Origin of the sequence: Burkholderia anthina, from assembly GCF_001547525.1 — a bacterium.
GTDB classification, from domain to species: domain Bacteria; phylum Pseudomonadota; class Gammaproteobacteria; order Burkholderiales; family Burkholderiaceae; genus Burkholderia; species Burkholderia semiarida.
The window spans coordinates 1,413,116-1,436,662 of the sequence record NZ_CM003768.1 but is presented as its reverse complement, the minus strand read 5'-3'; the positions used below and the strand labels follow the sequence as shown (position 1 = coordinate 1,436,662).

At 67.7% G+C, this 23,547-nt stretch carries 24 protein-coding genes; 9 read left to right on the top strand and 15 right to left on the bottom strand.

Annotation, left to right across the window (positions count from 1 at the left end):
• Window positions 1-3: 3 nt before the first annotated feature.
• The 3 genes from WS64_RS06770 to WS64_RS06760 all read right to left on the bottom strand — a co-directional run bounded on the left by WS64_RS06770 (window position 4) and on the right by WS64_RS06760 (window position 3,729).
• Entirely contained in the window at window positions 4-1,023 is a 1,020-nt protein-coding gene (locus WS64_RS06770; RefSeq protein ID WP_059584134.1) for an ABC transporter permease, read from the bottom strand.
• Window positions 1,020-2,633, bottom strand: coding sequence for a sugar ABC transporter ATP-binding protein (locus WS64_RS06765; RefSeq protein ID WP_060966073.1), 1,614 nt, complete (start codon window positions 2,631-2,633; stop codon window positions 1,020-1,022). Before WS64_RS06765 ends, WS64_RS06770 begins: the two co-directional genes overlap by 4 nt.
• A 145-nt stretch (window positions 2,634-2,778) precedes the next feature.
• Window positions 2,779-3,729 (bottom strand): sugar ABC transporter substrate-binding protein, encoded by a 951-nt coding sequence (locus tag WS64_RS06760; protein ID WP_011545349.1) that lies wholly within the window; start codon window positions 3,727-3,729, stop codon window positions 2,779-2,781.
• Between the two features lie 343 nt (window positions 3,730-4,072).
• Here WS64_RS06760 and WS64_RS34220 point away from each other — a divergent pair, with 343 nt between their 5' ends.
• The gene (locus WS64_RS34220; RefSeq protein ID WP_060966072.1) at window positions 4,073-4,330 is read left to right on the top strand and encodes a hypothetical protein; all 258 of its coding nucleotides are present in this window, start codon (window positions 4,073-4,075) and stop codon (window positions 4,328-4,330) included.
• Window positions 4,331-4,436: 106 nt separating this feature from the next.
• On the opposite strand, the gene WS64_RS06750 is transcribed toward WS64_RS34220, so the two are convergent.
• From WS64_RS06750 to WS64_RS06730, 5 genes are all read right to left on the bottom strand, one after another.
• Window positions 4,437-5,363, bottom strand: coding sequence for a CysB family HTH-type transcriptional regulator (locus WS64_RS06750; protein WP_034186954.1), 927 nt, complete (start codon window positions 5,361-5,363; stop codon window positions 4,437-4,439).
• A 75-nt stretch (window positions 5,364-5,438) separates the two neighbouring features.
• Window positions 5,439-6,497 (bottom strand): sulfate/molybdate ABC transporter ATP-binding protein, encoded by a 1,059-nt coding sequence (locus tag WS64_RS06745; RefSeq protein WP_059584139.1) that lies wholly within the window; start codon window positions 6,495-6,497, stop codon window positions 5,439-5,441.
• A gap of 13 nt (window positions 6,498-6,510) precedes the next feature.
• Window positions 6,511-7,446, bottom strand: coding sequence for a sulfate ABC transporter permease subunit CysW (cysW, locus tag WS64_RS06740; RefSeq protein ID WP_059584141.1), 936 nt, complete (start codon window positions 7,444-7,446; stop codon window positions 6,511-6,513).
• Complete coding sequence (gene cysT / locus WS64_RS06735; RefSeq protein ID WP_046545642.1) at window positions 7,443-8,336, bottom strand: sulfate ABC transporter permease subunit CysT; 894 nt, start codon at window positions 8,334-8,336, stop codon at window positions 7,443-7,445. Before cysT ends, cysW begins: the two co-directional genes overlap by 4 nt.
• Before the next feature lie 136 nt (window positions 8,337-8,472).
• Window positions 8,473-9,510, bottom strand: coding sequence for a sulfate ABC transporter substrate-binding protein (locus WS64_RS06730; protein ID WP_060966071.1), 1,038 nt, complete (start codon window positions 9,508-9,510; stop codon window positions 8,473-8,475).
• Window positions 9,511-9,774: 264 nt separating this feature from the next.
• On the opposite strand from WS64_RS06730, the gene lexA reads away from it, so the two are divergent.
• The 3 genes from lexA to WS64_RS06715 are packed head-to-tail and all read left to right on the top strand — an operon-like array spanning window position 9,775 to window position 11,520.
• Window positions 9,775-10,422, top strand: a complete 648-nt coding sequence (gene lexA / locus WS64_RS06725) for a transcriptional repressor LexA (protein WP_006476077.1) — start codon at window positions 9,775-9,777, stop codon at window positions 10,420-10,422.
• A gap of 25 nt (window positions 10,423-10,447) precedes the next feature.
• A complete protein-coding gene (locus tag WS64_RS06720; RefSeq protein WP_006476078.1) occupies window positions 10,448-10,783 on the top strand; it encodes a hypothetical protein in 336 nt (111 codons plus the stop codon).
• Window positions 10,784-10,812: 29 nt separating this feature from the next.
• Window positions 10,813-11,520, top strand: coding sequence for a DUF2939 domain-containing protein (locus WS64_RS06715; protein WP_060966070.1), 708 nt, complete (start codon window positions 10,813-10,815; stop codon window positions 11,518-11,520).
• A gap of 87 nt (window positions 11,521-11,607) precedes the next feature.
• Here the strand turns inward: WS64_RS06715 and WS64_RS06710 are convergent, their stop codons facing one another.
• Window positions 11,608-12,105 (bottom strand): universal stress protein, encoded by a 498-nt coding sequence (locus WS64_RS06710; RefSeq protein ID WP_059638666.1) that lies wholly within the window; start codon window positions 12,103-12,105, stop codon window positions 11,608-11,610.
• Between the two features lie 330 nt (window positions 12,106-12,435).
• Between WS64_RS06710 and nodI the strand changes: the two genes are divergently transcribed.
• Both nodI and WS64_RS06700 read left to right on the top strand, forming a co-directional pair.
• Window positions 12,436-13,350 carry a nodulation factor ABC transporter ATP-binding protein NodI gene (nodI, locus tag WS64_RS06705; RefSeq protein WP_060966069.1) on the top strand — a complete coding sequence of 305 codons (915 nt, stop codon included), beginning with the start codon at window positions 12,436-12,438 and terminating at the stop codon, window positions 13,348-13,350.
• A gap of 6 nt (window positions 13,351-13,356) precedes the next feature.
• Window positions 13,357-14,190, top strand: coding sequence for an ABC transporter permease (locus WS64_RS06700; protein ID WP_059584149.1), 834 nt, complete (start codon window positions 13,357-13,359; stop codon window positions 14,188-14,190).
• Window positions 14,191-14,241: 51 nt separating this feature from the next.
• Here the strand turns inward: WS64_RS06700 and WS64_RS06695 are convergent, their stop codons facing one another.
• The 4 genes from WS64_RS06695 to WS64_RS06680 all read right to left on the bottom strand — a co-directional run bounded on the left by WS64_RS06695 (window position 14,242) and on the right by WS64_RS06680 (window position 17,968).
• Window positions 14,242-14,664, bottom strand: a complete 423-nt coding sequence (locus WS64_RS06695; RefSeq protein ID WP_059584150.1) for a hypothetical protein — start codon at window positions 14,662-14,664, stop codon at window positions 14,242-14,244.
• Between the two features lie 100 nt (window positions 14,665-14,764).
• Window positions 14,765-15,823 carry a permease gene (locus WS64_RS06690; RefSeq protein WP_060966068.1) on the bottom strand — a complete coding sequence of 353 codons (1,059 nt, stop codon included), beginning with the start codon at window positions 15,821-15,823 and terminating at the stop codon, window positions 14,765-14,767.
• Window positions 15,820-16,950 carry a tRNA 2-selenouridine(34) synthase MnmH gene (gene mnmH, locus WS64_RS06685; RefSeq protein WP_060966067.1) on the bottom strand — a complete coding sequence of 377 codons (1,131 nt, stop codon included), beginning with the start codon at window positions 16,948-16,950 and terminating at the stop codon, window positions 15,820-15,822. Before mnmH ends, WS64_RS06690 begins: the two co-directional genes overlap by 4 nt.
• A 64-nt stretch (window positions 16,951-17,014) precedes the next feature.
• Entirely contained in the window at window positions 17,015-17,968 is a 954-nt protein-coding gene (locus WS64_RS06680; protein WP_060966902.1) for a LysR family transcriptional regulator, read from the bottom strand.
• Between the two features lie 162 nt (window positions 17,969-18,130).
• Between WS64_RS06680 and WS64_RS06675 the strand changes: the two genes are divergently transcribed.
• On the top strand, window positions 18,131-19,552 hold the full coding sequence (locus tag WS64_RS06675; protein WP_060966066.1) for a M20 family metallopeptidase: 1,422 nt from the start codon (window positions 18,131-18,133) through the stop codon (window positions 19,550-19,552).
• Between the two features lie 35 nt (window positions 19,553-19,587).
• A complete protein-coding gene (locus WS64_RS06670; protein WP_060966065.1) occupies window positions 19,588-20,874 on the top strand; it encodes an MFS transporter in 1,287 nt (428 codons plus the stop codon).
• Between the two features lie 87 nt (window positions 20,875-20,961).
• Here the strand turns inward: WS64_RS06670 and WS64_RS06665 are convergent, their stop codons facing one another.
• Window positions 20,962-22,014, bottom strand: coding sequence for an NADP(H)-dependent aldo-keto reductase (locus WS64_RS06665; RefSeq protein WP_060966064.1), 1,053 nt, complete (start codon window positions 22,012-22,014; stop codon window positions 20,962-20,964).
• Window positions 22,015-22,169: 155 nt separating this feature from the next.
• Window positions 22,170-22,607: a PaaI family thioesterase gene (locus WS64_RS06660; RefSeq protein ID WP_006484216.1), complete on the bottom strand. Its 438-nt coding sequence runs from the start codon at window positions 22,605-22,607 to the stop codon at window positions 22,170-22,172.
• 187 nt (window positions 22,608-22,794) lie between these two features.
• Between WS64_RS06660 and WS64_RS06655 the strand changes: the two genes are divergently transcribed.
• Window positions 22,795-23,283 (top strand): winged helix-turn-helix transcriptional regulator, encoded by a 489-nt coding sequence (locus WS64_RS06655; RefSeq protein WP_059638682.1) that lies wholly within the window; start codon window positions 22,795-22,797, stop codon window positions 23,281-23,283.
• Window positions 23,284-23,547: the final 264 nt, after the last annotated feature.

Below are 23,547 nucleotides of genomic sequence, written 5' to 3'. Positions count from 1 at the left end.
TTTTTACCGCACGCGCGTACGCCGGCTGCGATACGTATCGAGCACGACCGCCACGACGATCACCGCGCCCGTGATGATCCGTTTGGTCGGCTCGTTCGCACCGATCTGCGCCAGCCCCGCGGCCAGCACGGAGATGATCAACACGCCGAAGAACGTGCTGATCACCGAACCGCGCCCGCCCATCAGGCTCGTGCCGCCGATCACGACGGCGGCGATGACCTGCAGTTCGAGGCCCGCGCCCGCGTTCGGATCGGCCGCCTCGAGCCGCGAAATCTGGAACAGCGACGCGAGCCCCGCGAGCGCGCCCATCAGTGCGAATACGAGGATTTTATACGGCCGCGGGTTAACCCCTGCAAGTCGGACCGCTTCCTCGTTCGTGCCGATCCCGACCAGATAGCGCCCGAACACGGTGCGCGTGAGCACGAACTGGGCGGCGATCATCACCGCGACCGCGATCAGGAACGCCGGCGAGATGCCCAGCGCGATCGGGTTCGACAGGAAATCGAACGCGTCGCCGATATACGCGGTGCGCGAATTCGTCAGTTGGTACGCGAGGCCGCGCGCGGCCTCCAGCACGCCGAGCGACACGATGAACGACGGAATCCGCCAGCCGACCGTGACCGCGCCGGTCAGCGCGCCCGTCGCGGTCGCGACCGCAATCCCGATCAGCGCGGCCGGCAGCGGCCCCCACTGCCACTTCAGCGCGGCGACGCTGACCATCGACGCGGCGAGCGCGAGCACCGAGCCGACCGACAGGTCGATCCCGGCGATGATCAGCACGAAGGTCATCCCGACCGACATCACGACGAGATCGGGAATCTGGTTGGCGATCGTGCTGAACGTGTCGTAGGTCAGGAAATGCGAGCTCAGCGCCGAGAACAGCGCGATCATCGCGGCCAGCGCGCCGGCGAGCCCGAGATAGTTCGACAGGCCGAGCCGCGTGCCGGACAGCGTGCGCGCGCGGCGCCCGGTCACGTCCTGCTGCGCGCCTGCGTCGGTCGGGGATACGGGAGGCTGGGTCATTGCTGTCGTCCTGTCGTCGAAGTGCCCGGAGCGGCGCCGCGCGCCTGCCCCGCGTCCGGATGCTGCATGGCGGGGGCCGACGTCTCGCGGCCGAAGCCGGCGAACGCCGCGGCCAGCAGCGCATCCTGGGTCCAGTTGCCGCGCTCGAACACGGCGGTCATGCGCCCGGCCGACATCACGCCGATCCGGTCGCAGATCAGCATCAGCTCGCGCAGGTCGCTCGACACGACCACGAGCGCGCGGCCTTCGCGCGCGAGCGCGCCCATCAAAGTGTAGATCTCGAATTTGGCGCCGACGTCGATCCCGCGCGTCGGCTCGTCGAACAGCAGCACCCCCATGTCGCGCGCGAGCCAGCGGCCGATCACGACCTTCTGCTGGTTGCCGCCCGACAGCTCGCCGACCGCCTGCGCCGCGCCGTGCGTGCGGATCCGCAGCGCCTCGATCTGCTGCTCGGCGAGCGCCGTTTCGCGTGCGGAATCGACGATGCCGCCGCGCGCGAGCCGGTCGAGCTGGCCGAGCGACACGTTCGCGGTGATCGACTGCGACAGCAGCAGCCCTTCCCCCTTGCGATCCTCGGTGATCAGCGCAATGCCCCGCTTCACCGCCTCGACGGGCGACGCGATCCGCACCGGCTTCAGCGGCTGGCCGACCGCGATCGTCCCGGCGTCCGGCGTATCGGCGCCGTAGATCAGCCGCAGCAGCTCGGTGCGCCCCGCGCCGATCAGCCCGGAGATGCCGAAGATCTCGCCCGCGCGCACCTCCAGCGACACGTCGCGCACGGCCGTCCCGCGCGTGAGGCCCGATACCGCGAGCCGCGGCGCACCGAACCGGCGCTCGCCGAGATCGATGTGTTCGCCGATCTCGCGCCCGACCATCAGCGTGACGAGCCCGTCGGACGTCGTCGCCGCCATGTCGCCCGCGTGCACGAGCCGGCCGTCGCGCAGCACCGCGACGCGCTCGGCGACGCGCGCGAGCTCTTCGAGCCGGTGCGAGATGTAGACGATCGCGACGCCGCGCGCCTTCAGCCGGTCGATCTGCTCGAACAGCAGCTCGACTTCGCGCGCGGTCAGCATCGCGGTCGGCTCGTCGAGAATCAGCACGCGGCAGTCGCCGATCAGGTTGCGGGCGATCTCCACCATCTGCTGGTGGCCGATGCCGAGCGCGCCGACCGGCGTATCGGGGTCGACCGCGTCGAGCCCGACCTGCGCCATCGCCGCGCGCGCGTCGTCGCGCAGCCGCGCGCGATCGATGATGCCGAAGCGGCGCGGCAGGCGGTTCAGGAACAGGTTTTCGGCGACGGTCAGCGTCGGCAGCAGGTTCAGCTCCTGCATCACCATGCGCACGCCGAGCGCCTCGGCCTGCGTGCGACTCGCCGGCGCATAGGCCTCGCCGCCGAGCTGCATCGTACCGGTGGTCGGGTCGACGAGCCCGCCGATGATCTTCGACAGCGTGCTCTTGCCCGCGCCGTTCTCGCCGGTCAGCGCGAGCGCCTGGCCTGCATCGAGCGTCAGCGTGACGTCGGCGAGCACGGGTTCGGCATAGGTCTTGCCGATACCGGAGACGGACAGCACGGGGTGGGCTGAACGGGAGGGTTGGAAGGTCGGTTCCATCGCGATCCTGATTGCGGCCGCGCGCACGCGGCGCGCGGGTATGACGCTCACAAGTGCATGTGCATGCAGTGGCCGTGATCGCGCTCACACCGGATAACGGCCGCCGCGCCGGATTCTTGAGGCCGGCGGCCGGACCGGTGCGGCGTTACTTCGTCACGAGATCCACCGGCGTCTCGACCACGCCGGACATGTCGGCCTGCTTGCGATGCTCGGCAATGGCCTTGAGCGCCGTGTCGATGCCGAACACGGCCTGCTTCGCCGCGTACTGGTCGGCGGTCGCGAGCACGCGGCCGTCCTTCAGCATCGGCTTGATCGCGTTGATGTTGTCGTAGCCGACCACGAGCACCTTGCCCTGCTTGCCGGCCGCGCGCACGGCCGACACGGCGCCGATCGCCATGTTGTCGTTGCCGCACAGCAGCGCCTTCAGGTTCGGGTATTCGTTGAGCATCGCGGCGGCCACCGCATTGCCCTTGTCGATCTCCCATTCGCCCGACTGCACCGACACGACCTTCATCCCGCCCGCCTTCATCGCGTCCTGGAAGCCGGCCGTGCGCTGCTGCGCGTTGGTGGTCGTCGACACGCCTTCGACGATGCCGACCTGGTCGCCCGCCTTCAGCCGCTTCGCGAGGTAATCGCCGATCTTGCGCGCACCCTTGCGGTTGTCCGGGCCGACGAACGGCACGTTCAGGTTCTTCGACTTCAGCACGTCGGGATCGAGCCGGTTGTCGATGTTCACCACGACGATGCCGGCGTCGACGGCCTTCTTCACGACCGGCACGAGCGCCTTCGAATCGGCCGGCGCGAGCACGATCGCATCGACCTTCGACACGATCATCTGCTCGACGATGCGGATCTGGTTCGCGGTGTCGGTCTCGTCCTTGATGCCGTTGGTGATCAGGTCGAACTGGTTCGCGTTGTGTTTCTGGTATTCCTTCGCGCCCGTTTCCATGGTCAGGAAGAACTCGTTGGCGAGCGACTTCATCACGAGCGCGACCTTCGGCTTGGCCGCGGACTGCGCGTGGACAGCCGGTGCGGCGGCCACCGCGACGGCGGCGAGCGCGGCGGTCAGGAAGCGACGGCGAAAGCGGACATTCATACACATCTCCTGGCGACGGCCCGAAGGCCGGATTGTTGTTTTAATGTGAGCAAACGTTTGCGCCACACTACCCGGGCAATGGCCATCGATGCTGCTGTCGGTACCACGGAATGGAAGCGAGGCAGACGGCCGACTGCCTGGCGCGTGCTGTCGTCGACGCGCCACCGTCGGCGGAACGCCGGCGGAGTGAAGGCTATGCTGTACCGATTCGCTTCGGCGCGCAACCTGTCTGATCAATATTTAAGGGTTTATTCGGAGCGCGCGAGCGGGCTTCGCGACGCGCAAATGCGACACTCGCGACGGCGGCTCGCCGAAGCGCTCGCTTCGCGGGCGGCGGCCGACGATGGCGCGGTTCGTCGTGGACAACGCGCTTCGCGCCGACGATATCGACGCGCAGCGCGCGGGCATTCGTCGTCGCGACCTGTCGCCGACCATGACGGAAGCGGCGAGTCGGACGGCGCTGTTGCGTGAATGGGAAGAGACTGCCGATTTTTCGTGCCGCGCCGAGGTTCGGCAGGTCGTTCCTGTTCTTCTGTTGGCGTGGGAACGTGTATCGATCGCCGTCTGGCGCGGAAAACCTCGGCCGAGGCTTCGATCGTGACGGCGCCTCCCCTGCCGCCGCCCGGTGCGTCGGACGGCAAGGTAAGCGTGGTGCGTGTCGCGCGGCATCCGTGACATCCGCCCGGACGGCGCGCGACGCGCAATGGTCAGACGGCTTCGCGCAACAGCCCGGCGATTTCCGCTTCGTTCAGGTGCGGCGCGAACATTTCGATCAGCCGGTACGCATACGCGCGCAGGAATGCGCCCTTGCGCAGCCCGACCCGTGTCGTGCTCGCCTCGAACAGGTGCTGCGTATCGAGCGCGACCAGCCCCGTGTCGCGCTGCGGATCGTAGGCCATCGCCGCGACCACGCCGATCCCCATCCCGAGCTCGACGTAAGTCTTGATCACGTCCGCGTCGATCGCGGTCAGCACGACGTCGGGCACGGCGCCCGCCTGCGTGAATGCCTGGTCGATGTGCGAGCGGCCCGTGAAATCCTGGTCGTACGTGATGATCGGGTACTCGGCGATTTCCTCGAGCGTCAGGTTCTCGCGGCCGACGAGCGGGTGGCCTTTCGGCACGACGACCGTGTGGTGCCACGAATAGCACGGGAACGTGACGATGTCCGGATAGCGGTCGAGCGCCTCGGTCGAGATGCCGAGATCGGCCTCGCCGTTCAGGATCATCTGCGCGATCTGCTGCGGGCTGCCCTGGCGCAGCGCGAGATGCACCTTCGGAAACACCTCGGTGAACTGCCGGATCACCTTCGGCAGCGCGTAGCGCGCCTGCGTGTGCGTCGTCGCGACGACGAGGTGGCCGCTGTCCTGATCGGCGAACTGGCGCGCGACGCGGCGCAGGTTCTCGGCGTCGAGCAGCATCCGCTCGATCAGCTGGTGCACGGCCTTGCCGGGCTCCGTGAGCCCCGTCAGCCGCTTGCCGCGCCGAATGAAGATGTCGACGCCCAGTTCATCCTCCAGATCCTTGATCTGTTTCGACACGCCCGACTGCGACGTGTACAGCACGTTCGCGACTTCGGTCAGGTTCATGTTCTGGCGCACCGCTTCGCGCACGAACCGCAATTGCTGAAAATTCATGGGTATGCCTCTTAGGCTGTCGTTGTTTGATTGTCGAATCGGAGCGAATCCCGCCCTTTGCCCCACATTGTCTCGTCAACGCGCGGGAAATACCCGCACGGCACGCGGCACGGCCGTCGCGCCGTCGCCGACCTGCAGCGAGAGCGCCCGCCAGGCGTCGCGGTCGAGTTCCGCCTCGAGCGCCCCGCCCGCGCGTGCCTCCAGCTCCACGCGCACCGAACCGCCGAGCGGAATCACGCGCCGCACGTCCACCGCGATGCCGTCGCGGTGCCCTTCGCCCGCCGGCCACAGCTGCAGATCGTGCGGCCGCACGTACGCATTCGCGGGGCCGGCGAAATCGGCGTCGACCTCGATCGGCGCAGCCGCGCCGTCGGCGACGAAGCCGCGCCCGGCGACCGTGCCCGGCAGCCGGTTCGCCGCGCCGAGAAACTCGTACACGAACGCGCTTTGCGGATGATCGTAGACATCCTGCGGGCTGCCGACCTGCTCGACGTGGCCGCGATTCAGCACGACGATGCGATCGGCCACCTCGAGCGCCTCTTCCTGATCGTGCGTGACGAAGATCGTCGAGATGTGCAAGTCGTCGTGCAGGCGACGCAGCCAGCCGCGCAGTTCCTTGCGGACCTTCGCGTCGAGCGCGCCGAACGGTTCGTCGAGCAGCAGCACCTTCGGCTCGACCGCGAGCGCGCGGGCGAGCGCGATGCGCTGGCGCTGGCCGCCCGACAGCTCGGACGGGTAACGCTGCGCGAGCCAGTCGAGCTGCACGAGCTTGAGCAACTCGTGCACCTTCTCGCGAATCGCGGCTTCCGACGGCCGCTCGCGGCGCGGCTTCACGCGCAGCCCGAACGCGACGTTCTCGAACACGGTCATGTGGCGGAACAGCGCGTAGTGCTGGAACACGAAGCCGACCTGGCGGTCGCGCGCGCCGACCGACGCGACGTCGAGCCCCTGCAGCACGACCTGGCCGGCGTCCGCGTGCTCGAGGCCCGCGATCACGCGCAGCAGCGTGGTCTTGCCGCAGCCGGACGGCCCGAGCAGCGCGACCAGTTCGCCGGGCGGGAAGTCGAGCGATACGTTGTCGAGCGCCGTGAAATCGCCGAAGCGCTTCTGAAGGTTACGGACAGTGATACCCATTCTGGTTGCCTCTTTACGATTTCGACGAAACGGCACCGACAGGGCCGGCATGTGCGGGAACGGCGTCGGCCAGTTCGGCGGCGAGATGACGCTCGGCGATCAGCTTCAGCGCGAGCGTGACGAGCGCGAGCAGCGCCAGCACCGACGCCACCGCGAACGCCGCCGCGAAGTTGTATTCGTTGTACAGGATCTCCACGTGCAGCGGCATCGTGTCGGTCACGCCGCGGATGTGGCCGGACACGACCGACACCGCGCCGAACTCGCCCATCGCGCGCGCATTGCACAGGATCACGCCGTACAGCAGGCCCCATTTCACGTTCGGCAGCGTCACGCGGCGGAAGATCTGCCAGCCCGATGCACCGAGCACGCGCGCCGCTTCTTCCTCGTCGGTGCCTTGCGCCTGCATCAGCGGAATCAGCTCGCGCGCGACGAACGGGAACGTGACGAAGATCGTCGCGAGCACGATGCCCGGCACCGCGAAGATGATCTGCACGTCGTGATCCTGCAGCCACGGCCCGAACCAGCCCTGCGCGCCGAACAGCAGCACGTACACGAGGCCGGAGATCACCGGCGACACCGAGAACGGCAGGTCGATCAGCGTCGTCAGCAGCGCCTTGCCGCGGAATTCGAACTTCGCGATCGCCCACGATGCGCATACGCCGAACACGAGATTCAGCGGCACCGCGATCACGGCGACGGTCAGCGTCAGCTTGATCGCCGACCACGCATCGGGATCGGCCAGCGATTCGAGATAGAAGCCGACGCCCTTGCGCAGCGCCTCGACGAACACCGCGGCGAGCGGCACGACGAGGAAGAACGCGAGGAACGCGAGCGCGATGCCCGTGAGCAGCCAGCGCACGACGCGCGACTCGCTGACGGGGTCGAGCCGCTTCGTGGCGCGCACGGCGGACGACGGGGTTTTCAGCACGACGGTGGCCTCCTGGCTCATTGCTGGCCTCCTGCCGCGACGGCGTTGACGGTGGCGGGCGCCGGACCGCTCGCGCCCTTGCTCGTCCTGCGCTGCAGATACCACTGCAGCGTGTTGATCAGCAGCAGCATCAGGAACGACACCACCAGCATCACGACCGCCAACGCGGTCGCGCCCGCGTAGTCGTACTGTTCGAGCTTCGTGATGATCAGGAGCGACGTGATCTCGGATTTCATCGGCACGTTGCCGGCGATGAAGATCACCGATCCGTATTCGCCGAGCGCGCGCGCGAACGCGAGCGCGAAACCGGTGAGCAGCGCCGGCAGCACGGCCGGCAGCACGACGCGGCGGAAGGTCAGCCAGCGCGACGCGCCGAGGCACGCGGCCGCCTCTTCCTGCTCGCGCTCGAAATCCTCGAGCACCGGCTGCACGGTGCGCACGACGAACGGCAGCCCGATGAAGGTCAACGCGACCAGCACGCCGGCCGGCGTGAACGCGATCTTGATGCCGAGCGGCGCGAGATACTGGCCGACCCAGCCGTTGGTCGCGTAGACGGCCGCGAGCGAGATGCCGGCCACCGAGGTCGGCAGTGCGAACGGCAGGTCGACGACCGCATCGACGAGGCGCTTGAACGGGAACGTGTAGCGCACGAGCACCCACGCGACGAGAAAGCCGAACACGGCGTTGATCAGCGCGCCGCCGAGCGCGGCCGAGAACGTCAGCCGGTACGACGCGAGCACGCGCGGCGACGTGACGGCGGTGACGAACTGGTCCCACGACAGCGTCGCGGTCTTCAGGAACGTGGCGGCGAGCGGAATCAGCACCACGAGGCTCAAATAGGCCACCGTGATGCCGAGTGTCACGCCGAAACCGGGCAGCGCGCTCGGCTTGCGAAAGGTGTACGTCGTCATCGGATGCTCTTGCTGGGTCGATGCTGCTCACGGGTCCGACGCAAACGCCGGCGCAGTGCATCGCGCCGGCGGCCCGTCGGGGATGCGGCGCGCTGTCGTGGCGCGCCGCTTGGTCGTTATGGTGTGACTGCGTGCGTTACTGCGGCTTGTAGATCGAATCGAACACGCCGCCGTCCGCGAAATGCGTCTTCTGTGCATTCGTCCAGCCGCCGAACGTGTCGTCGACCGTGTACAGCTTCAGCTTCGGGAACTGCCTGGTCAGTTCAGCCGGCACGTTCTTCGAGCGCGGCCGGTAGTAGTTGCGCGCCGCGATTTCCTGGCCCTGCGGGCTGTACAGGTAATTCAGGTACGCCTCCGCCAGCTTGCGCGTGCCCTTCTTGTCGACCACCTTGTCGACCACCGCGACAGGCGGCTCGGCCAGGATGCTCACCGACGGCACGACGATCTCGAACTTGTCGGTGCCGAATTCCTTGACCGACAGGAACGCCTCGTTCTCCCATGCGATCAGCACGTCGCCGATCCCGCGCTGCACGAAGCTCGTCGTCGCGCCCCGCGCGCCGGAATCGAGCACGCCCGCGTTCTTGTAGAGCTTCGTGACGAAGTCCTTCGCCGTCTGCTCGTTGCCGCCCGGCTTGTGCAGCGCGTACGCCCATGCGGCCAGGTAGTTCCAGCGCGCGCCGCCGGACGTCTTCGGGTTCGGCGTGACGATCGAGATGCCCGGCTTGGTCAGGTCGTCCCAGTCCTTGATCCCCTTCGGATTGCCCTTGCGCACGAGGAACACGATCGTCGACGTGTACGGCGACGCGTTGTCGGGCAGGCGCTTCTGCCAATCCTTGTTCACGAGCCCCTTGTTCGCGAGCGCGTCGATGTCGTACGCCAGCGCCAGCGTGACGACGTCGGCCTGCAGGCCGTCGAGCACCGAGCGCGCCTGCGCGCCCGAACCGCCGTGCGACTGCTTGAAGTTGACGGTTTCGCCCGTCTTCGCCTTCCACTCCTTGCCGAACGCCTGGTTGAAATCCTGATACAGCTCGCGCGTCGGGTCGTACGACACGTTCAGGAAAGTCGTATCGGCCTGCGCATGCGTCGCGACGCCCAGCGCCGCCGCCGCGCCCAGCGCGAATGTTGCGATCAGGCGGCCCACTCCGCCCACCAGCCCCGTGTTGCGCTTGCCCATCCTTGGTTCTCCAGTGTTGTCGGTATTGCGATGTCGGGCCAGTCTATCGAACGGGTTACATGATTAAAAATAATCCTTCCTCATTTTTTAATACTCAAAAGTGCTAACGCATACGGGACGGACGGTTGCGGCGGACAAACCGGCGTCCGGGCGTCGCGAAATCGCGCCGGAATCGACGCAATCGCGTCGAACCTCAAGTAACACTTGAAATTCACGAAGTACTGTATAAAAATACAGCTCACTGTCTATCCATACAGTTGAGCCATGACCAAACTCACCGCCCGTCAGCAGCAAGTGTTCGACTTGATCCGTCGCGCGATCGAGCGCTCCGGATTCCCGCCCACCCGTGCCGAGATCGCGGCCGAACTGGGCTTCAGCTCGCCGAATGCGGCCGAGGAGCACCTGCGTGCGCTGGCGCGCAAGGGCGTGATCGAGCTGGCCGCGGGCGCATCGCGCGGCATCCGGCTGCTCGGCATCGACGACGCCCCGCATCAGTTCACGCTGCCGCACGCCGGCCTGATGCAACTGTCGCTGCCGCTCGTCGGCCGCGTCGCGGCCGGTAGCCCGATCCTTGCGCAGGAGCACATCTCGCAGCACTACGCGTGCGATCCCGCGCTGTTCACCAGCAAGCCCGACTACCTGCTGAAGGTGCGCGGGCTGTCTATGCGCGACGCCGGCATTCTCGACGGCGACCTCCTCGCCGTGCAGAAGCGCACGGAAGCGAAGGACGGCCAGATCATCGTCGCGCGCCTGGGCGACGACGTCACGGTCAAGCGCCTGATGCGCCGGCCCGGCGGCCTCGAGCTGATCGCGGAGAACCCGGATTACGAAAACATCTTCGTCAAGGCCGGCAGCGCGGATTTCGCGCTGGAAGGCATCGCCGTCGGGCTGATCCGCTCGGGCGAACTCTGACATTCCGTCTCGCTAGGAGAACATCATGGAACGCCTTGCCCGCCTGCTGCCTTTCCGTCAATTCGGTCGCCTGCGTCATCTGCGCGGCCGCACGCCCTGCGCTCCGCTGTCCGCGGCGGCGCCCGTGCAAGAAGAAGTCGCAGTCGAACGGCAGGCGTCCCTGCTGCCGTCAGCGCTCCCCGCGTTCGCGCGCGTATCGCTGAACGCTGGCCTGAATCACGCGGAACCCGCGCGTCGCGCGCCCGTGCGCGTCTATCACGGTCGTTCGCGCCTGATCATGGTGGGCACGATCGACGCCGTCTGCCGGATGATCGATCGCTGCATCGCGGAGGAACGATCGGCCACGCCGGGCGGTCTCTGATTGCGGAACCTTCCGGCACTGGAGGCAACGTGACTGGTTCGTCGCGCCGTGCATGGCGACTCAAGCCCCTGTTGATCGTCGCGGTCGTCGTGGCCGTCATTGCGGCGCTCGGCTATGGGTACGCGTCGCCGTATCTCGCGCTCGGCCGCCTGAAATCGGCGATCGATGCGCGCGACGCGCAGGCGATCAGCGAATATGTGGACTTTCCGTCGCTGCGCATCAGCCTGAAGCAGCAGGTCACGGAAGAATTGATGCGCCGCGTCGACGCCGTAAAGAAGGACAATCCGTTCGCGGTGATCGGTGCGCTGATCGGGTCCGCGCTGATCGGCCCGCTCGTCGATGCGTACGCGACCCCGGAAGGCGTCGCCGCGCTGATGAGCGGATTGCCGCCGCGCGGCAATCCGGGGGAGCGGCCGCCTGACTGGTCGAATCAGCCACCGGCGGGCAATGCGCCTGCCGCGCCACCCGCCCATCCGGCGCCGGCAAGTGCCGGCGTACCGGGTGGCAACGCGGCCGCTTCCGCGGCATCGTCGCCGGCCCCCGCGCCCGCCGCACCGGCCAGCCCCAGCGAGGCACCGCAAGCGCCGCGCCAGCAACAAACCAGCGCGGGCTACCGAAATATCGATGAATTCGTCGTCACGTATCAGCGCGGCACCGACGGCACGCGCTATGCGGCGATCTTTCACCGCTTCGGGCTGTTCTCGTGGAAATTGTCCGGGATCGACCTGCATGCATAGCAGGTCGCGCTGGACGCCCGCTCCGCCGATCCAGCGCGATGCCTGACCGGCCTCCATCGCCGGTCAGGTCGCCATCCAGTCTTTAGATCATTGGCCGCTCGCCATGGCCGCCTCGCGCTCGCGCGCGATTTCGGCCTTCTGCTCTTCCGCCGACGAACACGCCACCAGAATGCTGCAGTTCACGCGATCGAGCAGTTGCGTATTGCCCGAGCCCATCCACCATCTCGACAATCCGCTGCGGCACCGATGGCCGACAACGACGAGGTCGACCTTCAGCTCCGACGCGAGATTCGCGATTTCGTCGATCGGATAACCGAAGGCGAAATGGCCCTCGGCTTGCACACCGCGCTCGCGCAGCCAGTTCACGCCTTCCTGCAGGATTTCGCGCGCGGTTTCCTCGAAGCGGCCGCATGCGACATCGGTCAGCAAGCCGGCGCTTTGCGCAATGCTCGAACGCATGTCGACGACCGACAGCAAATGCGTTTCCGCCTTCAGGTCCATTGCGAGATTGGCTCCGCAGCGTAGTGCCTTGCGCCCTTCGAGCGTGCCGTCGTAACACAGCAAAATCTTGTTGTAGCTAGCCATGAAGCCTCCCTATCGCGACAACGAGCCGACGCATTCATCATGGTGCGCCGCAATCCAGGACGCAAGAGATGGAAAACGCTGATTCGCCCCGCGTGGCGCGTGCGCGATGATGCGGTGCATGATCGGTGCGCACATGCGTCGCACCGGGCGGGCGTGCCCTGAAGCGACGCAGCCGATGCACTAGAATGGCCCATTCGTACACCAGCGAGCCGCGTCGCGCCGGCATCGTGCGCTTCGGTCACGCCCGTGTGACACGGATTCGCGCGATCCGTTCGGAAACCAGCCACGCACCAGGCAGCAGCACACGCCCGCTTACAACGACAAGCGCCCATGTCCGTCGCACCGATCGATTTCCGCAACGTCGAAAAACGCTATGGCGACAAGCTCGTCGTCAACGGTCTGTCCTTCCACGTGAAGGCCGGCGAATGCTATGGCCTGCTCGGCCCGAACGGCGCCGGCAAGACCACGACGCTGAAGATGCTGCTCGGCCTCGCGCATCCCGATGCCGGCACCATTTCGCTGTGCGGCGAACCGGTTCCATCGCGTGCCCGACATGCACGCCAGCGCGTCGGCGTCGTCCCGCAGTTCGACAATCTCGATCCGGACTTCACGGTCCGGGAAAACCTGCTCGTGTTCAGCCGCTATTTCGGGATGTCGGCGCAGGCGGCACGCGCGCTCGTGCCGCCGCTGCTCGAATTCGCGAAGCTCGAAAACAAGGCCGATGCGAAGGTGGGCGAGTTGTCGGGCGGCATGAAGCGTCGCCTCACGCTCGCCCGCGCGCTCGTCAACGATCCCGACGTGCTTGTACTCGACGAGCCGACGACGGGCCTCGATCCGCAGGCGCGGCATCTGATGTGGGAGCGGCTGCGTTCGCTGCTCGCGCGCGACAAGACGATCCTGATCACCACGCATTTCATGGAAGAAGCCGAGCGTCTGTGCGATCGGCTGTGCGTGATCGAGGAAGGTCGCAAGATCGCCGAAGGCGCGCCGCATGCCCTGATCGAATCGGAGATCGGGTGCGACGTGATCGAGATCTACGGGCCCGATCCGGCCGCGCTGCGCGACGAGTTGTCGGCCTTCGCGAAGCGCACCGAGATCAGCGGCGAGACGCTGTTCTGCTATGTGACCGATCCCGAACCGCTCAGCGCGCGCCTCAAGGGCCGCACGGGGTTGCGCTATCTGCATCGCCCGGCCAATCTGGAAGATGTGTTCCTGCGGCTCACCGGCCGCGAGATGCAGGACTGAACGACCATGGACGTCCGCAACTATTCCGCCACCACGCCGTCGGCCCCGCCGCGCGAATCACGCTTCGCGATCGCGATGCCGGCCAATGCAGGCAACTGGGTCGCCGTCTGGCGACGCAACTACCTCGTGTGGCGCAAGCTCGCGCTCGCGTCGATGTTCGGCAATCTTGCCGATCCGATGATCTATCTGTTCGGGCTGGGTTTCGGGCTCGGCCTGATGCTCGGCCATGTCGACGGCGTGTCGTATATCGCATTCCTCGCGGCCGGCACGGTCGGCTCGAGCGTGATGATGTCCGCGAGCTTCGAGTCGATGTATTCGGGTTTCTCGCGGATGCACGTGCAGCGCACGTGGGAAGCGATCATGCATACGCCGCTCGCGCTCGGCGACATCGTGCTCGGCGAAATCGTGTGGGCGGCCAGCAAGGCAATGCTGTCGGGGGGCGCGATCATGCTCGTCGCGGGCGTGCTCGGCTACGCACGCTTTCCGTCGATGCTCGCGGTGCTGCCGGTGATCGCGCTGGCCGGCCTCGCGTTCGCCAGCATCGCGATGATCGTCACGGCGCTCGCGCCATCCTACGATTTCTTCATGTTCTATCAGACGCTCGTGCTGACGCCGATGCTGCTGCTGTCGGGCGTGTTCTTCCCGATCACGCAGTTGCCGCCGATCGCGCGGCATGCGGCGCAGGCGCTGCCGCTTGCGAATGCGGTCGAGCTGATCCGGCCTGCGATGCTCGGCCGGCCGGCGACCGACATCGCGCTGCACGTCGCGGTGCTCGCCGGCTACGCGGTCGGCGGATTCCTGCTGTCCGCGTGGCTGTTCCGGCGGCGGATGATGCGCTGACGGCCGGCGCGTCGGGCACCACGCACCGGCCGCCGGCCAAATGCGACGACGTTACTCGTCGTCGTCGCTCCACGGAATTTCGACGTCGGTCAGGAACGCGACGGTCGCGAGCGGGCCGCCTTCGTGGCGGCCGAGCTTGCCGTCCGCGCGATGCCATTCCACGCGGAACTGCGTGCCCGGATCGTCGGCCACCAGATACACCGTGCGCAGCTCTTCCTTGTCGGCTTCGTCCACCGGGCCGTCGAACGACACCAGCATCTTCTGCGGCCACAGGCCGTTGACGGGATCGTAAATGCGATCGCCCTGCGGAATGTCGATGCTGGCCTCGACACCGATCGTTGCGGAGGCCTCGATGATCATCGTGCCGAGTGCGTGCAGCACGGCCGTCGCCCGCGCGGAATTGGCCTGACGAATCGCGAGATCGCCGCGCGTCAGCGCCTTTTCGAGTCGAGGATGAATCTTCGGTTGGGTCATGCGTTTTCCTGTTTGCTTCTTGTAAAGGACGCCGCACGCATGAAGCGGCGGCGCCGGGTGAATACGACGATGGCGCGCGACGGGCGCGCCGTTGCGCGCGTCAGAACCCGAACGCGATCGCGAGCAAGCCGCTCACGATCCCGAATACGACGACGAGCGTCGCGACGATCGCCAGCATGTACGGCTTGAACGAACGCGCGAGCATCGCGAGCGACGGCACGCTGATCGGCGGCAGCGTCATCAACAGCGCGGCGGCCGGACCGACGCCCATGCCAAGCGACAGCATGGCCTGGATGATCGGCACCTCGCCGGCCGTCGGAATCACGAACAACATGCCCGCGACCGCGAATGCGACGATCCAGCCGAGCTGATTGCCGATGTCCGGGCCGATATGCGGAAACAGCCAGGCGCGCGCGGCGCCGAGCAGCAGCACGAGCACGATGTATTCGGGCACGAGCCGCACGGCCATGCGTGCGAGCAGTTTCATCCAGCGGACGAACGGATTGCCGGCCGCGGCCTGTTCGGCCGCCAGCGCGGCAAGCTGCGCATCGTCGATGCTGCGGTCTTCGGGACGTGCGACGCGATTCAGCAGATAGCCGATCCCGAACACCATCGCGATGCCGAGCACGAGGCGCAGCGCGCTCCAGTGCCAGCCGAGCACGAAGCCCATGAACACCAGCGCCGCCGGGTTCAGCACCGTGTTGCCGAGCCAGAACGCGACCGCGCCGCCCGGCGACGCATGACGCGCACGCAGGCCCGCGACGACCGGCGCCGCGCAGCACGTGCACATCATCCCGGGCAGCGACAACAGCCCGCCCGCGGCGACGCTGCCGAAACCCGTGCGACCGAGCACGCGCGCCACCCAGTGCGCGGGCAGCAGCGCCTGCACGGCCGAGCCGAGCAGCAGGCCCAGTACCATCGCCTGCCAGATCGCCTTGCCGTATGCCCACGCGTAGTCGAGCGCCGCCTTCAGCGACGGCTCGGGCGCGGCCGCCGACGTGCCCATCAGGATCGACTGGCCGATCGAATGGTGCTCGGCGGCAACGAACGCCTTGTTGTAGTACGGAAACCATTTTACGTAGAACAGTCCCGCGACCGCGATCAGCAGGAAGGTCGTCCAGCCGAGGGCCGGGGCGGGTTGGGTGCGTGTGGTCGTCATCGTGTGATGGTCGTCGAGTGGTTTTTATCGATTTCGGATGTCGTGCCGGCAGCAAATGCGGCCGATGCGGGCAGCCCGGCTTGCGCGAGTTCGGCCAGCAGCGTGCGCGCCTGATCGTGAACGTCGGCCGCGTTGGGCCGGAACGTGAACGTCAGCACCCGGTTCGGCTTGTTGTACGTCGCGCGGTAAGTGCGCGCATAGGCGGGATCGTAATGCCTGTCGATCAGTTCGGTGAACAATTCGGCTCGCGCGCCGGCATCGATCAGCCCCTTCCAGCGCGACACCTCTTCGCGGCTGTGCAGGCCGATCAGCCGATGAAGCTGCGCCTTGAACGCGTCCGGCGCGTCGAACAGATGGGCGTAATCGTCGAGAAGGAACGCGATCCGCTCGTCGTGGGCGGCTTCGACCTGAACCCACGGCCCCGCGTGAAACGCCTCGATCAGCGCGATCGGCAACTGCACGAGCCCGATCCTGCGGCTTTCCGACTCGACGAACACCGGCCATTGGGGGTCGAAGCGTCCGAGCGCCTCGACGAGCCCCGAATCGAAGCCCTTCTGCGCCGGTTGCGGCTTGCCCGGCAGCGCGCCGAGCAGCGAGCCGCGATGACACGCGAGCGCTTCCAGGTCGAGCGTCTGCGCACCCACGTCGCGCAGCGCGTTCAGCAGGCGCGTCTTGCCGCAGCCCGTATGGCCGACGAGCGCGATATAGCGAAAGCGTGTAGGCAGCGAATCGAGCGTCGCGCACACCGACCGGCGGTACGCCTTGTAGCCGCCGTCGAGCTGGCGCGCCTTCCAGCCGATCAGGTTGAACCAGGTCGTCATCGAGCCCGAACGCTTGCCGCCGCGCCAGCAGTAGATCAGCGGCCGCCAGTTGCGCGGACGGTCCGCGAACGTCGTGTCGAGATGGCGCGCGATGTTGCGCGCCACCATTGCCGCGCCGACGCGCGTCGCCTCGTACGGCGACACCTGCCGGTACATCGTGCCGACGAGCACGCGCTCTTCGTTGCTGAGCACGGGCGCGTTCAGCGCGCCGGGGATATGGTCCTCGGCGAACTCGAGCGGTGTGCGCACGTCGATGATCTCGTCGAACTCGCCGGCGCGATCGAGGGTGACAATCAGGTTCTTCAATTTGGCGTCGAACAGGGGCGATGCGGCTCGAGAAGCCGCATGGGCGCGGAAGGCGGATTGACGATTATCTCACGGGCCGGCGTCCCGGGCCTCGCGCGGCGGTCGGCGGCGACGAAGCGGCCTGCATCGCGTCGATCAGATGGTCGCGGAACGCGCGCACCGACGCGGGCAGATCGCGCCCCGCCATCGTCTGCACCTGGATGCTGCGTTCGCGCAGTTGCGGATTGGTCACGGGCACGACGACGAAACCGTCCGCCTCGGCGCGGTCGCGCACCGACAACAGCCCCGTGAACATCACCGCGCCCGTGCGCCGCGCGTAGCCGTACATCGCCGCGGTATTGTTGCTCGTCAGCTCGGGCTCGAGCAGCAGCCCGTCGAGCGCGCACGCGATGTCGATCAGCTGGCGCACCGTCGTGCCGGCCTCGGGCAGCACGTGCGCGTACCGGGCGACATCGGCAAGCGACACCGCGTCGCGCGCCGCGAGCGGATGATCGTGCCGGACCAGCGCAAAGACCGGCGCGCGCTCGGTGTGGTCGACGCGCACGCCCTTCTCCGGCGCGAGGCTGAAGGTCAATGCGATGTCCGCATCGCCGTCGCGCACGCGCCGGGTCGCGTCCGCCGGCGACACGACCCACACGATGAAGTCGACGCCCGGGTGGCGCGCCTTGAAGTTCGCGAGCACGCCGGGCAGGAAATCGATCGCGAACCCTTCCGAGCACGCGATCTTCAGCAGGCTGCCGTGCAGCGCGTCGAGCCCGCCGATGTCCTTCATCACGTGCTCGGCCTCCAGCAGGCTGCGCTGCGCGAACGCCAGCAACCGCTCTCCCGCCTCCGACAACGCCATCCCGCGCGGCCGCCGCTCGAACAGCGGCGTGCCGAGCTCGCTCTCCAGCTTCGCGATCTGGCGGCTGATTGCCGATACGGCCACGTGCAGCCGCGCGGACGCGTCGCTGATCGACCCGGTACGCGCCACCTCGACGAAATATCGCAATGCCAGGCCATGCAGGAAAGCCGCCATCGTTCTGTCTCCGCGCCGCATCCGGCCGCGCTGCTTTGCCTTTTCGGCAAAGAAAGGTTCGAAATTCGATCATTGTGACAAAAAAACCGGCTTTCTAGAATCGATCGCACTTCACGCTGCCTGCGCGCCCGCGCACGGCGAACCCGACCGAGGAGACTCGACTTGAGCCGTACCGCCGCCATCCAGCACGCGCTGAACCAATTCGAATCCGGTGCGTTCTTCACGACCCTGAGCCGCCGCGTCGGCCTGCGCACCGAAAGCCAGGAAAGCGGCAGCGAAGCCGCGCTGCGCGCCTATCTGACCGACGAGATCGCACCCGAGGCCGCGCGCCTCGGCTTCACGTCGCGGATCGTCGACAACCCCGTCGCTGGCGGCGGGCCGTTCCTGCTCGCGTCGCGCCACGAAGACGACGCGCTGCCGACCGTGCTGATCTACGGCCACGGCGACGTCGTGCGCGGCTACGACGCGCAGTGGCGCACGCCGCTGTCGCCGTGGACGCTGACGGCCGACGGCGACCGCTGGTACGGCCGCGGCAGCGCCGACAACAAGGGCCAGCACACGATCAACCTGGCCGCGCTGGCGAGCGTGCTCGAAGCACGCGGCGGCCGGCTCGGCTTCAACGCGAAGCTGCTGATCGAGATGGGCGAGGAAACCGGCTCGCCGGGCCTCGACGCGCTGTGCCGCCGGGAGCGCGACGCGCTCGCGGCCGACGTGCTGATTGCGTCCGACGGCCCGCGCATCGCCGCCGCGCGCCCGACGGTATTTCTCGGCTCGCGCGGCTCGGTCAACTTCAAGCTGAGCCTGCGCGCCCGCGACGGCGCGCATCACTCGGGCAACTGGGGCGGACTGCTGCGCAACCCGGCGATCGTGCTCGCGCATGCGCTCGCGAGCCTCGTCGACGCGCGCGGCGCGATTCGCGTCGCGGGGCTGCGCCCGCCGCCGATCCCGGCCGCGGTGCGCGACGCGCTCGCCGATCTTTCCGTCGGCGGCGGCCCCGGCGACCCGGCGCTCGACGCCGACTGGGGCGAGCCCGGCCTGTCCGCGGCCGAGCGCGTGTTCGGCTGGAACACGTTCGAGATCCTCGCGTTCAAGGCCGGCAATCCGGAGCATCCCGTCAACGCGATCCCGCCCGCCGCGTACGCGCACTGCCAGTTGCGCTTCGTCGTCGGCACCGACTGGGAAGCGCTGCACGCGCACCTGCGCGCCCATCTCGATGCGCACGGCTTCGCCGACATCGAGATCGACGTCGAACGCGGCGCACCGGCGACGCGCGTACCGCCGGACGATCCGTGGGTCCGCTGGGCCGTCGCGTCGCTCGCGCGCACCACCGGCAAGAAGCCCGCGATCCTGCCGAATCTCGGCGGCACGCTGCCGAACGAGGTGTTTGCCGACACGCTCGGGCTGCCGACGCTGTGGGTGCCGCACTCGTACCCGGCGTGCTCGCAGCACGCGCCCGACGAGCACCTGCTCGCGAGCGTCGTCAGCGAGGGGCTGCAGATGATGGCCGGCCTTTTCTGGGATCTCGGCGAGAACGCGCCGCCCGTTCGCCGCGCGGCCTCCGCCGCGGCCGGCGCCGCCCTGTAACGCGCTTCGCCCCTTTCACGGGACCTGCACACACGATGAATACGACCACCCTGACCTCACAGGACGCCGCGCGCCCCAGCGCCGCGCAAATCCGGCGCATCATCTTCGCGGCGTCGATCGGCAACGCGCTCGAATGGTTCGATCTGATCGTCTACGGCTTCTTCGCGGTGACGATCGCCAAGCTGTTCTTCCCCGCCACGAGCGAAGCGACGTCGCTGATGCTGACGCTCGGCACGTTCGGGCTGTCCTACCTGATCCGGCCGATCGGCGGCTTCGTGCTCGGCGCGTACGCGGATCGCGCGGGCCGCAAGGCGTCGCTGCTGCTGTCGATCGCGATGATGATGGCCGGCACGCTGCTGATCGCGCTGATGCCGACCTACGCATCGATCGGCATTCTCGCGCCGCTCGGGATCATGCTGTCGCGGCTGATGCAGGGCTTTTCCGCCGGCGGCGAATTCGCGAGTTCGACCGCATTCCTCGTCGAGCACGCGCCGCAGCGGCGCGGCTTCATGTCGAGCTGGCAGTTCGCGAGCCAGGGCCTCGCGACGTTGCTCGCGTCGGGCTTCGGCGCGCTGCTGACGGCCACGCTGACCTCCGCGCAACTCGAAAGCTGGGGCTGGCGCGTGCCGTTCCTGTTCGGGCTGGCGATCGGCCCGGTCGGGCTGTACATCCGCCGCTACGTCGACGAAGGCGTCGAATTCAAGACGCAGGCACGCTCCGAGGCGCCGGTGCGCGAGCTGTTCGCTGGCCAGAAGGTGCGGCTGCTGCTGTCGATCGGCGTGCTCGTGATCTCGACCGCGATCAACTACATGATCCTGTACATGCCGACCTATGCGATCAAGCAGCTCGGGCTGCCGGCATCGACCGGCTTCGCGGCGACGCTCGCGACCGGCTTCGTGCTCACGCTCGTCACGCCGGTCGTCGGCCATCTGTCCGACCGCACCGGGCGGATCCGCATGATGGCGGTCGCGGCCGTGCTGATGCTCCTGACCGTGTGGCCGACGTTCGCATGGCTCACGCGCCACGCGTCGTTCGCGACGATGCTCGCCGCACTGGTCTGGATCGGCGGGCTGAAGGCGATGTACTGCGGCGCGCTGCCGGCGCTGATGGCTGAACTGTTCCCGTCGCAGACGCGCGCCACCGGGCTCGCGGTCAGCTACAACACCGGCGTCACGCTGTTCGGCGGCTTCGCGCCGTTCGTCATCACCTGGCTGATCAGCGCGACCGGCAACCGGCTGTCGCCGGCGCTCTATCTGATCGGATGTGCGCTGCTGAGCCTCGCCGCGCTGTTCGTCGCACGCACGCGGCTGAAGATGCGCTGACGCGAGCAACGACGGCGCGGCGCGGCGCCGTCGGTGCAACCGATCGCAGCCCGTCGCGACATCGCTGCCGCGCGGGCCGCGCGCCGTTTACGGCGCCGGATTCGGCTGCCGTTCGTGCAACGCGTCGATCTCGGCGAGGATCTCGTCGGACAGCGTCACGTCGATGCTGCCGATGTTCTCCTTCAACTGCTCGAGCGACGTCGCACCGACCAGATTGCTGCGCACGAACGGGCGGCTGTTGACGAACGCGAGCGCCAGTTGCGCAGGCGACAGCCCGTGACGCCGCGCGAGCGCGACGTAGCGCGACGTCGCCTCGACGGCCTGCGGCTTGCTGTAGCGCTGAAAGCGCTCGAACAGCGTGATGCGCGCGCCGGCCGGACGCGCGCCGTTCTCGTACTTGCCGGACAGCCAGCCGAACGCGAGCGGCGAATACGCGAGCAGACCGACGCCGTCGCGATGCGTGAATTCCGACAGCCCGTTCTCGAACGTGCGGTTCAGCAGGCTGTACGGATTCTGGATGCTTGCGATGCGCGGCAGCCCGAGCCTTTCGGCCGCGCGCAGGAACTGCGCGACACCCCACGGCGTTTCGTTCGACACGCCGACCGCGCGCACCTTGCCGGCCTTCACGAATTCCGCGAGCGCGCCGAGCGTTTCCTCGATCGGCACCGTGTACGCGTCGTCGACCCACGGATACGCGGGCCGGCCGAACGTGGTCGTGCTGCGATCGGGCCAATGCAGCTGGTAGAGATCGACGTAGTCGGTCTGCAGGCGCTTGAGGCTGCCGTCGAGCGCTTCGGTCAGGTTCTTGCGGTCGAACTGGTTGCCCTCGCCGCGAATATGGCGTGGATTGTGCGGCTGCCGCGCCGGCCCCGCGATCTTCGTCGCGAGCACGATGCGATCGCGCTGCGCGCGATGCCGCGCGATCCAGGTGCCGATGTATTGTTCGGTGCGGCCTTGGGTGTCGGGCTTCGGCGGCACCGGATACATCTCCGCGGCGTCGATCAGCGTCACGCCCTGCCCGAGCGCGTAGTCGATCTGCTCGTGCGCGTCGCGCTCCGAATTCTGCTCGCCCCACGTCATCGTGCCGAGACCGATCAGGCTGACCTCGATACCCGAATCGCCGAGTGTGCGGTATTCCATGCTGTTCCTGTCGCGTCGGTGGAAAGCAGGAACGCTATCACATTGGAGCGACTGCTTCAGACGGGCGCGGCACATGCTTACAGGCGGCCTGCGGTGCCGCCCGGCACGCTCCTGCGCTCCTTCGCCCGCTCCGTCAAGCGTGAGGCCGCCCCCCGTTACTGGGGCCGCTGGATGAAGCAGGTCGCCGACGCATGCGCGACGATCTTGTCGTCCGGCGTCTTCAGCGTGCCCTCCGCGACGCCCAGCGAACGCGACAGGTGAATCACCCGCCCTTCCGCGATCAGGTCGACGTCGCGCGGCACGGGCCGCAGCATCTTCACGTGCAGATCGACGGTGCCGTAACCGACGCCCGCGTCGAGCATCGAATGCACCGCGCACCCGGTAACCGAATCGAGCACCGTCGCCGCGAATCCGCCGTGCACGCCGCCCAGCGGATTCAGGTGCCGGCCGTCCGCTCGCGCCGAGAACTTCACGTAACCGAGCTCGACGTCGAGCGGACGCATCGGGATCGTCTCGGAAATCGACGCGAGGGGCGCGTCGCCCGACACGGCGGCACGCAGCAGATCGAGGCCAGACAGGGAAAGCGGATTCATCGGGTTGTCTCCGGGTTGAAAGCGCGTCGCCGCGCGCGTAAGTTCTAAATTGGAACTCATTATTGTCAACGACGCCGGCCGTTGTCAACGCGGCTGCGGCCGTTGCGACCGAAGGCGAGTTCTATAATCGAACCCGCTATTTCGCTGAACTGCCGCAAGACCGCCGCAAGAGGCAAGAGACTCGACGATGAAATGGGATGACATCGGCACGCTGAACTGTTCGGTCGCGCGCACGCTCGCCGTGCTGGGCGACCGCTGGACCATGCTGATCCTGCGCAACGCCTTCCTCGGCTGCCGCCGCTTCGATGCGTTCCAGGCCCAGCTCGGCTTGACGCGCCACGTGCTGGCCGAACGGCTCGCGCGGCTCGTCGACGAAGGCGTGCTCGTCAAGCGCGCGTATCAGGAACGCCCGCCGCGCTTCGAATACCGGCTGACGGAAAAGGGCCTCGACCTCTACCCGGCCCTGCTCGCGCTGATGGCGTGGGGCGATCGCTGGAAGGACGATGGCCACGGTCCGCCGGTGCAATTGCGCCACCGGGCCTGCGGGCAACTGATGCACGCGGTCACCGTGTGCTCGGCCTGCGGCGAACCGCTCGACGCTCGCGACGTGCAGCCCGAGCCCGGGCCCGGCTGGATCGCGTCCGACGAAGCCGGGGCGCGTGCAGCGGCGGATTGACGATGCGTTGCGTGCGGATGCCCGAGCGGCATGCCCGCCAGACGTACGCCTGAGCCGCGGGCCGCATTGATTGGGCGCCCGTCCGAGCGGGCGCGCGCATTGCTCGCACGCGCGTGCTCCGCAACGGTACACGCAAAACGCACACAATCATCGGGCCTACTCCTGTCCGTTGATTGCCGATCGCACACGGACCGCACAACGCAACTTTGCGTCACCCTTCTCCACCCCTACCGATCATCGCGTGGCCCGTCGCTTCGCATCCGC

What these genes read in the sequence shown, in the direction of transcription:
- WS64_RS06750 (WP_034186954.1), bottom strand. Translation starts at nt 5,363, where the DNA reads ATGAATTTTCAGCAATTGCGGTTCGTGCGCGAAGCGGTGCGCCAGAAC.
- WS64_RS06700 (WP_059584149.1), top strand. Translation starts at nt 13,357, where the DNA reads ATGGACGTCCGCAACTATTCCGCCACCACGCCGTCGGCCCCGCCGCGC.
- lexA (WP_006476077.1), top strand. Translation starts at nt 9,775, where the DNA reads ATGACCAAACTCACCGCCCGTCAGCAGCAAGTGTTCGACTTGATCCGT.
- WS64_RS06680 (WP_060966902.1), bottom strand. Translation starts at nt 17,968, where the DNA reads ATGGCGGCTTTCCTGCATGGCCTGGCATTGCGATATTTCGTCGAGGTG.
- cysT (WP_046545642.1), bottom strand. Translation starts at nt 8,336, where the DNA reads ATGACGACGTACACCTTTCGCAAGCCGAGCGCGCTGCCCGGTTTCGGC.
- WS64_RS06690 (WP_060966068.1), bottom strand. Translation starts at nt 15,823, where the DNA reads ATGACGACCACACGCACCCAACCCGCCCCGGCCCTCGGCTGGACGACC.
- WS64_RS06655 (WP_059638682.1), top strand. Translation starts at nt 22,795, where the DNA reads ATGAAATGGGATGACATCGGCACGCTGAACTGTTCGGTCGCGCGCACG.
- WS64_RS06695 (WP_059584150.1), bottom strand. Translation starts at nt 14,664, where the DNA reads ATGACCCAACCGAAGATTCATCCTCGACTCGAAAAGGCGCTGACGCGC.
- cysW (WP_059584141.1), bottom strand. Translation starts at nt 7,446, where the DNA reads ATGAGCCAGGAGGCCACCGTCGTGCTGAAAACCCCGTCGTCCGCCGTG.
- WS64_RS06720 (WP_006476078.1), top strand. Translation starts at nt 10,448, where the DNA reads ATGGAACGCCTTGCCCGCCTGCTGCCTTTCCGTCAATTCGGTCGCCTG.
- WS64_RS06745 (WP_059584139.1), bottom strand. Translation starts at nt 6,497, where the DNA reads ATGGGTATCACTGTCCGTAACCTTCAGAAGCGCTTCGGCGATTTCACG.
- WS64_RS06710 (WP_059638666.1), bottom strand. Translation starts at nt 12,105, where the DNA reads ATGGCTAGCTACAACAAGATTTTGCTGTGTTACGACGGCACGCTCGAA.
- nodI (WP_060966069.1), top strand. Translation starts at nt 12,436, where the DNA reads ATGTCCGTCGCACCGATCGATTTCCGCAACGTCGAAAAACGCTATGGC.
- WS64_RS06760 (WP_011545349.1), bottom strand. Translation starts at nt 3,729, where the DNA reads ATGAATGTCCGCTTTCGCCGTCGCTTCCTGACCGCCGCGCTCGCCGCC.
- WS64_RS06670 (WP_060966065.1), top strand. Translation starts at nt 19,588, where the DNA reads ATGAATACGACCACCCTGACCTCACAGGACGCCGCGCGCCCCAGCGCC.
- WS64_RS06730 (WP_060966071.1), bottom strand. Translation starts at nt 9,510, where the DNA reads ATGGGCAAGCGCAACACGGGGCTGGTGGGCGGAGTGGGCCGCCTGATC.
- WS64_RS06770 (WP_059584134.1), bottom strand. Translation starts at nt 1,023, where the DNA reads ATGACCCAGCCTCCCGTATCCCCGACCGACGCAGGCGCGCAGCAGGAC.
- WS64_RS06665 (WP_060966064.1), bottom strand. Translation starts at nt 22,014, where the DNA reads ATGGAATACCGCACACTCGGCGATTCGGGTATCGAGGTCAGCCTGATC.
- WS64_RS34220 (WP_060966072.1), top strand. Translation starts at nt 4,073, where the DNA reads ATGGCGCGGTTCGTCGTGGACAACGCGCTTCGCGCCGACGATATCGAC.
- WS64_RS06765 (WP_060966073.1), bottom strand. Translation starts at nt 2,633, where the DNA reads ATGGAACCGACCTTCCAACCCTCCCGTTCAGCCCACCCCGTGCTGTCC.
- WS64_RS06660 (WP_006484216.1), bottom strand. Translation starts at nt 22,607, where the DNA reads ATGAATCCGCTTTCCCTGTCTGGCCTCGATCTGCTGCGTGCCGCCGTG.